The sequence below is a fragment of the Streptomyces sp. FH025 genome, assembly GCF_017427025.1.
GTDB lineage: Bacteria > Actinomycetota > Actinomycetes > Streptomycetales > Streptomycetaceae > Kitasatospora.
Map to the genome: position 1 here is coordinate 1 of NZ_JAFLNG010000360.1, position 7,804 is coordinate 7,804.

Below are 7,804 nucleotides of genomic sequence, written 5' to 3' on the forward strand. Positions count from 1 at the left end.
CGCCCTGACCAGACGTTCGAGGGCCGAACCACTCCACTTTCCCTGCTTGCCCCGCACACGTCAGAAACCGGCCGTGATCACCCCGGTTCACGCCCGGACCGCGCACCGGCACTCCCGGCCCCGACCGTGCGGCGGACTGTGCGGCGCCCGGCCGCACGGCGTCCCGGGCCCTCCCGTTCCCTCCCCCGCACCTCCCCGAATGCGACACCAACCGAGCAGACGCGTGCCGATCTCGCCGCGTCACCGCCACAACCCTGGGCAGTGACAGGACGATCCGATAGTTTCGCTCCACCCGCGCGCACGGGCGCCGCCACCCCGACGCCCGTGCGCCAAATCGGCGCCGAGCGCCGGGAGACGCGAACTGGGGAGGACTGTGCGCGAGTTCACCACCCCCGCCCCAGCCGGGCGCGAGGCCACCGGGGGACTCGCCGACTCCTTGTACGACACCGCCGAACGCACTCCCGACCTGGTTCAGCTCTCCTGGCGCAGCGCCGACGGACACTGGCAGGGCGTCACCGCACGGGAGTTCCGCAACGAGGTGCTCGCCCTCGCCAAGGGCCTGCTGACCAGGGGCGTGCGCTACGGCGACCGCGTCGCGCTGATGTCCCGCACCCGCTACGAGTGGACGCTGTTCGACTACGCGCTCTGGTCGATCGGCGCGATCACCGTCCCGGTCTACCCCACCGCCGCGCCCGAGCAGGTGCGTTGGATCCTCGCCGAAACCCAGGCGGTGGCCTGCCTGGTCGAGGACGAGGACGCCGCGATGACCGTCGGCGCGGTCTGCGACGCCCTGCCCGACCTCACCGGCATCTGGCAGCTCGACCGCGACTGCGTCGCCGCGATCACCGAGGACGGCCGGGGCGTCCCCGACGCACTGGTGCACCGCCAACGGGTCGGCGTCGGGGCCGGCAACATCGCCACCGTCGTCTACACCTCGGGCACCACCGGCCGCCCCAAGGGCTGCCTGCTCACCCACGCCAACCTGGCCGCCGAGGCCGACGCACTGCTCGACGGCTGGGGCGAGGTCTTCCGCGACACCGGCGGCGGCCAGCCCTCCACCCTCCTGTTCCTACCGCTGGCCCACGTGTACGGGCGGGCCGTGCAGATCGCGGCGGTGCGCGGCGGCTTCCGGATCGGCCATATCCCCGAGGTCTCCACCGACGCGCTGTTGCCCGCCCTGGAGAGCTTCCGGCCGACCTTCCTGCACGCCGTCCCGTACGTCTTCGAGAAGATCTTCCAGCAGGCCAGGCGCGCCGCCGAGGAGGCCGGGCGCGGCGAGGCCTTCGAACAGGCCCGGCAGGCGGCCGTCGACTGGGCGGCCGCCCGGGAGCAGAAGGCCTTCGGCCGCGGCCCCGGCCCGGGCGCGGCACTGCGGCTGCGCCACCTCGCCTACGAGCGGACCGTCTACCCGAAACTGCGGGCCGTACTCGGTGGCCGGGTGCGCAGCGTGATGTGCGGCGGGTCCTCGCTGCGGCGGGAGTTGGCCCTCTTCTTCACCGGCGCGGGGCTCCAGCTGTACGAGGGGTACGGGCTCACCGAGACCTCCGCCGCGATCACCGCCAATCCGGCCGGACGGCAGAAGCTCGGCACGGTCGGGCGGCCGCTGCCGGGCGCCTCGGTGGCGATCGCCGACGACGGCGAGGTGTGGGTGCGCGGCGCCTCGGTGTTCGGCGGCTACCTCAACCACCCGCGCTGCACGGCGGAATCGCTGGTCGACGGCTGGTTCGCCACCGGCGACCTGGGCCGGCTGGACGAGGACGGCTACCTCACCATCACCGGGCGCAAGAAGGACCTGATCGTCACCAGCAGCGGCAAGAACCTCGCCCCGGCGGCGCTGGAGGAGCGGGTCGAGGCGCACCCACTGGTTTCCCAGTGCCTGGTGGTGGGCGACGACCGGCCGTACGTGGCGGCGCTGATCACGCTCGACCCGGCCGCGCTGGCGCACTGGTTGAAGACCCACGGGCGGGAGCAGTTGGACGCGTGGGCGGTGCTCTCCGACCAACAGCTGCACGTCGAGATCCAGCGTGCGGTGGCGGCGGCGAACGCGGCGGTGTCTCGGGCCGAGTCGATCCGCGCCTTCCGGCTGCTGCCACGGGAGTTCAGCCAGGACCAGGGGCTGCTGACCCCCTCGCTCAAGCTGCGGAGGGCGGCGATCACGGAGTACTACGCGGAGGACATCGAGGAGCTCTACCTGTCCTGAACCCGGCCTGAACCGCACCTGTCGGTAGTGGTCCTGACGTACTGTCTTGTCCCTTTTCGCACAGGGGCGGTGGCGGCCCGGTTCACCGGCCGTTCCCTTGACTGGCCGATTGGTCCAGTCCATTGTTGCTCTCCGGTCCGAGTGCGGCGCACCGTCGCCAACCGCTCCCGCCCCTCCGGGAGCGCCCCGAGTTCCACGGTCCCGATTCCGCTCACGCCCTCCCCACGGGCGTGCCCCCACCTGCTGGAGTCCTCACGTGTCGATGTCCACGCGCCTGTCCGCGCTGGCCGCTTCCGTCGCGCTGATCACCGCCTTCACCGTACCGGCGGCCTCCGCGGACGCCCCGCCGGCCACCGTTCCGAGCGCCCCGACCGTCAACCTGGCCACCAACCCCGGCTTCGAACTGCCCTCGCCCGGCCTCGCCGACTGGGGCAGCATCCCCGGCTGGAGCTGCACCGGCGGACCGGCCGAGGCCGCCGTCACCACCACCGCCCCGCACTCCGGCACATCAGCGCTCACCGTCACCCCGGCGAACGCCGACTCCACCGGCGAGTGCGCGCAGACCGTCGCCGTCCAACCCGACACCACGTACACCGCCTCGGCCTGGGTGCGCGGCAACTTCGTCTACCTCGGTGCCACCGGCACCGGGCGGGACATCGCCCCGGCCTGGACCGAGACCACGGGCGGCGGCTGGCAGCAGCTGACCACCCGCTTCACCACCGGCCCGAACGCCCGAAGCATCCGGCTGTATGTGCACGGCTGGTACCAGCAGGGCCCGTTCTCGGTCGACGACGCCCGGGTGGACGGTCCGGCGCCCGCCCCGGCGGTCGCGGCGGGCTCGATCCCGACCAGCGACAAGGTCGTCTTCTTCACGGTGGACGACGGCTGGCAGCGCACCCCCGAGGCGGAGAAGTTCATCGCCGACCACCACCTGCCGATCACCGCCTTCCCGCTGCCGATGCCGGCCGGCACGGACCCGGCCTTCTTCAAGCGGGTCACGGCCGTACCCGGCTCCTCGGTCCAGGACCACAGCGTCTCGCACTCCGACCTCAGCAAGCTCCCGTTGGACCAGCAGCAGGTCGAGATCTGCGACGCCCGTGACGCGATGACCCGGTTGTTCGGCACCGCGCCCGTGATGTTCCGCCCGCCGTACTTCGCCTGGAACGCCGACACCCTGCAGGCCGCCGCGAACTGCGGCATCCGCACCGTTCTGACAGCCGACGCGGACTTCAGCTGGGGTGCGTCCAACATCTGGCACCCGGGGCTGCTGCAGCCGGGCGACGTGGTGCTGATGCACTGGACCGACACCCTCGACACCGACCTTCAGCGCGCCCTCGCCGCCGCCGACGCGGCCGGGCTCAAGCCGGCGGGCGTGGTCGACTACCTGCGCTGAACCGCTCCCGCGCCGACGGGCGGGAGACGGGCGGCGGGTGACAGATGACAGATAACAGATGACGGGTGACAGCTGACAGATTTCAGACGATGAAATCTGTCAGCTGTCACCCGTTTCGTGATGATCTTGATCGTTGACAGGCCGTCCACGCCCTGGCTCTAATGGGGGGCGTGCAGCGCGGCGTCGGCCACAGAGCAGTGGGCCGGCCGACAGCCGAGCCGGCACCCTATTCGTTAAGGGACGATGCGCGATGAGCACCTTCTCCGCTGCCCTGATCTGACCCAGGCGGTCACCGCGGTGTCCGCTTGTTCCCGCGTGGTACCGCGTGTGGCCGCGACTCCCCGATTTCTCAGGAGACTTCACCACACACACATGCCCATGTCCTTCAATCTGAACGTCATCGAGGAGTTCCGCACCAACGGCGGCCGCGTCGGCGGCCCGTTCGAGGGCGGCGACCTGCTGTTGCTCACCACCACCGGGGCCCGCTCGGGGCGGCCGCACACCGTACCGCTCAGGTACGTCCGGGCCGAGGGGCTGCTCCTGGTCGTCGCCTCGGCGGCCGGGGCGCCCGAACACCCGCAGTGGTACCGCAATCTGCTGGCCCGCCCGGTCGTCCGGGTCGAACTCGGCACCGAGGCCTTCGACGCGATCGCCGTGCCCACCGAAGGCGCCCACCGGGAGCGGCTGTTCGCCGCCGTCACCCGGAAGGCCCCGGGCTACGGCGACTACCAGGCGCACACCGAGCGGCGGTTGCCGGTGGTCGTACTGGAGCGGCCCGAGGCTCCGACGGACGCGGTACGCGAGGTGCGCAGCCTCGCCGACAAGCTGCTGGAGGCCCACACCTGGCTGCGCGCGCAGCTGCGCCACATCCGGCAGGAGGCACGCGACCACTCCCCGGACCGTCCGGCCGGGCTCGGACTACAGCTGCGGCAACACTGCCTGGCCTTCTGCCAGGGCCTGACGCACCACCACACCGGAGAGGACGCGGCGATCTTCCCTGCCCTGGCGCGCAGCCACCCGGAGCTGGCCGGAGTGCTGGAGGAACTCGGCGAGCAGCACCGGAAGATCGGCCGGATCAGGGAGGAGCTGGTGGCCCTGCTGGCCGGGATCACCGTCACCGACCCGGAGCGGCTCCGGTCCGAGCTGGACCGGATGTCGGCCGAACTGGAGGCCCACCTCGACCACGAAGAGGCGGAGCTGCTACCGGTCCTCGCCGGAATCCCGTTCCCGCCGGTCCGGCCCGCCCCGGCCGGGAACTGAGACGTCGGTGCCGCCGCCCCTCCCGTACTTCGGGAGGGGCGGCGGCACCGACGCATCCGTCAGCAGGGCCGCACCGGCACCCGGCGGAACGTCACCGCACGGAACATCACTTCGCGGAACGTCACCGCAGGGAACGTCACCGCACGGAACCGGGTCTCAGGAACGGTTGAAGACCGGGTAGTAGCCGCTGGCCTGGCCGGCCGAGTTCGGGTGGTAGCTCTCGTCGACCGGCAGGGTGGTGCTGTGCAGCCAGGTGGTCAGCGAGCCGCAGATCTCGTGCTCGGTGAAAGCGCTGCGCACGTCGCCGAAGGTGAAGCCGGCGTTGGCGACCCGCTTGGCGATGACGCTGTCGAGCGTGTCGGCGGCACCGTTGATGGCGGCGCGCTTGGTGTCACCGATGCCGAAGAGGCAGTCGCCGCCGACCTTGTACAGGTGCGGGTAGCCCATCACCACGACGTGCGCGTTCGGCGACTTGGCGTGGATCGCGGAGTACACCTTGTCCAGCTGGCTCGGCAGGGTGTTCTGGGCGTAGCTCTTGGCGTTGTTGACGGCGGTGAGGCAGTCGCTGTCAGAGCCCAGCACACAGGTCTTCATGGTGTCGGCGAAGCCCGCGTCGTTGCCGCCGATCGAGATGCTGACCAGCGAGGTGCCGGAGCTCAGGGCGGAGATCTGGCTGTTGAGGACGTCGCCGGTTCTGGCTCCTGAGCAGGCGACGAAGCTGAAGGAGGACGGCGAGTGCGCGTTCTTCCACAAGTACGCGTAGGCGTTGGTGCTCCGCTTGCAGCTACCGCTGTCACTCAGGTAGCTGCCGGCGCCGACGCCGGCGGAGTAGGAGTCGCCGAGGGCGGCGTAGTTGACGCCGGCCGCACTGGCGGACGAGGCCGTGAAGAGCGTCGTCAGGGCGAGGAGAGCCGCTATGGCGGCAACGGACAGGGCACGGACGGGGCGGGGCATTGCACCTCCTGTATGACGTGGGTCACAGAAGGGATACCAGGCAGTAGCCAAACACGGAAGCGCTCATGCCAAGGACATTGACGGACAGTCTGATAGCGGAAAAGTGAACCCGCCCCGACGGAGTGTGAGTTCGCGCTGGTGAGCGCGGGTGTATGTCGACGTGCATCGGTCATCGCGTGTAGATAAGAAACTTCTAAGAAGTCAGCACTCCGTCAGCCGCTGGTCAGCACACGGCCGCCGCCGCGTCAGTTCCTCGGCGGACGCGACGGCGGGGTACGGCGGTGAACGCGGGCGGCGGGCACGGCGACGCGCCCGGCCGAGGGCGAGGCGGCGCGCGTGTTCGAGCGGTCGGAGGCATCCCCCGAGTGCGCGGCTCCGGACGCGCCCACCCGCGCGCAGGCCTGAGCGGCACTCAGGCATCCCGGAGCTCAAACGTTCAGACGTTCAGACCCCCCTCAGACGTTCAGCCCCTCAGGCATTCAGACCCTCAGACGCCCGGGCACGCCGTGGGACCGCATCCTGTTCAGCGCCAAGGAGTCGGTGTACAAGGCCTGGTTCCCGCTGACCGAGCTCTGGCTGGACTTCGAGGAGGCCGAACTCGACCTCTCCCCCGACGGCACCTTCGCCGCCCGGCTGCTCGTCCCCGGCCCGGTGGTGGGCGGCCTTCGGCTCAAGGGCTTCGACGGCCGCTGGGCGGTCCGCGACGGGCTGCTCGCCACCGCGATCGCCGTCTCCCCCTGAGCCGTCCCCTCCTGATCGGGCGCCGCTGCGGCATATCCTCGACCCCGTGACGGTGACCTATGTGATCGACGGCAACGAGATCGGCAGCCTGGAGGACTTCTGGGACGTGGTCGGGCGGACGATCGGCGTCGACGGCTACTTCGGCCGCAACCTGGACGCCTTCGCCGACTGCCTGAGCGGTGGCTACGCGAAGGCCGAGGACGACGACTACGTCATCGAGTGGCGCCACCACGAGGTCTCCCGCCGCAGGCTCGGCTACCCGGAGACGGTCCGCCAGCTGGAGCGGCGGCTCGCCCGCGCCCACCCCGAGAACCGCGCGTACGTCGCCGCCGACCTGGCCGCGGCCAAGGCGGGCAAGGGGCCGACGGTCTACGACTGGCTGGTCGGCATCATCGAGGAGCAGCGCCCGGGCGGCCTCCGGCTGGCGTAGGACGCCGCACGGCTCACATGCCGAGCGACTCACATGACGTGCGGCTCACATGACGTGCGGCTCACGTGACGTGCGGCTCACATGACGTGCGGCTCACATGACGTGCGGCTCACATGACGTCGGACAGCCGGACGAACCTCCGCCCCGAGGCCAGCAGCCCCGGCACCGCCGCCGCTATCCCGGGGGCGGTGCCGCCGCCCGGGTGGTTCATGTGGCAGATGACGATCGAGCCCGGCGCCGCCGACCCGACCTCCTGCCGCACCTCGGCGGCGCTCAGCGTCGCCCCGCCGTCCCCGTTGACGGTGAAGCCGGCGATGCGTTCGCCCAGGTCGGCGACGACCCGGGTGGCGACGTCGTCGTAGTGCGCGGTGCCGGAGCGGAAGAACCGGGGCGGGTGCCCGAGCAGCCCGGCCAGCTTGTGGGCGTTGCCCGCCACCTCGTCGTACACCTCGCCGACGCCGTTGGTGCCGGCTATGCCGTACGCGGAGCGGCCGGTGACCGAGAGCGGGCGGTGCGCGGTGCCGTGGTTGCCTATCTCGAACAGCGGCTCGGCGGCGAGCTCGTCGAAGACGTCCGGGTTGGCGTCTATCCAGCGGGAGTTCAGGAAGAGCGTGGCCGCCACGCCGTGCGCGCGAAGGAAGTCGATCAGATCGGCGTCGTAGCCGTTGCCGCCGGGGCCGCCGCAGGCGTCGAAGGTCAGCGCCATGCCCGGCTCGCCCTCGGGCAGCCTGGTGGTCACCCCGGTGACCTCCATGCCCCACTCGGTCGGGGCTATCGCTCCGTACCGGGCCACCACCTCCGCCCGGGTGGGCTCGTGGGGCGCCGT

6 protein-coding genes and 1 pseudogene are annotated in these 7,804 nt (G+C 71.2%); 5 read left to right on the forward strand and 2 right to left on the reverse strand.

Annotated features, from left to right (window positions below; translation table 11 throughout):
• Positions 1–373: 373 nt before the first annotated feature.
• The 3 genes from J0670_RS23495 (at position 374) to J0670_RS23505 (ending at position 4,853) form a co-directional block, all read left to right on the forward strand.
• Positions 374–2,200, forward strand: coding sequence for a long-chain fatty acid--CoA ligase (locus J0670_RS23495; protein ID WP_207813636.1), 1,827 nt, complete (start codon positions 374–376; stop codon positions 2,198–2,200).
• Between the two features lie 262 nt (positions 2,201–2,462).
• Positions 2,463–3,593 carry a polysaccharide deacetylase family protein gene (locus J0670_RS23500; RefSeq protein ID WP_243437409.1) on the forward strand — a complete coding sequence of 377 codons (1,131 nt, stop codon included), beginning with the start codon at positions 2,463–2,465 and terminating at the stop codon, positions 3,591–3,593.
• 372 nt (positions 3,594–3,965) lie between these two features.
• On the forward strand, positions 3,966–4,853 hold the full coding sequence (locus J0670_RS23505; protein WP_207813638.1) for a nitroreductase/quinone reductase family protein: 888 nt from the start codon (positions 3,966–3,968) through the stop codon (positions 4,851–4,853).
• Between the two features lie 156 nt (positions 4,854–5,009).
• On the opposite strand, the gene J0670_RS23510 is transcribed toward J0670_RS23505, so the two are convergent.
• Positions 5,010–5,807 (reverse strand): SGNH/GDSL hydrolase family protein, encoded by a 798-nt coding sequence (locus tag J0670_RS23510; RefSeq protein WP_207813639.1) that lies wholly within the window; start codon positions 5,805–5,807, stop codon positions 5,010–5,012.
• Positions 5,808–6,236: 429 nt separating this feature from the next.
• Between J0670_RS23510 and J0670_RS23515 the strand changes: the two are divergent.
• Positions 6,237–6,548, forward strand: a pseudogene (locus tag J0670_RS23515) (4'-phosphopantetheinyl transferase superfamily protein); the annotation flags it as partial.
• 46 nt (positions 6,549–6,594) lie between these two features.
• On the forward strand, positions 6,595–6,978 hold the full coding sequence (locus J0670_RS23520; RefSeq protein WP_207813640.1) for a barstar family protein: 384 nt from the start codon (positions 6,595–6,597) through the stop codon (positions 6,976–6,978).
• A gap of 109 nt (positions 6,979–7,087) precedes the next feature.
• On the opposite strand, the gene J0670_RS23525 is transcribed toward J0670_RS23520, so the two are convergent.
• On the reverse strand, positions 7,088–7,804 hold a 717-nt coding region (locus tag J0670_RS23525; protein ID WP_207813641.1), incomplete at its 5' end, for a polysaccharide deacetylase family protein.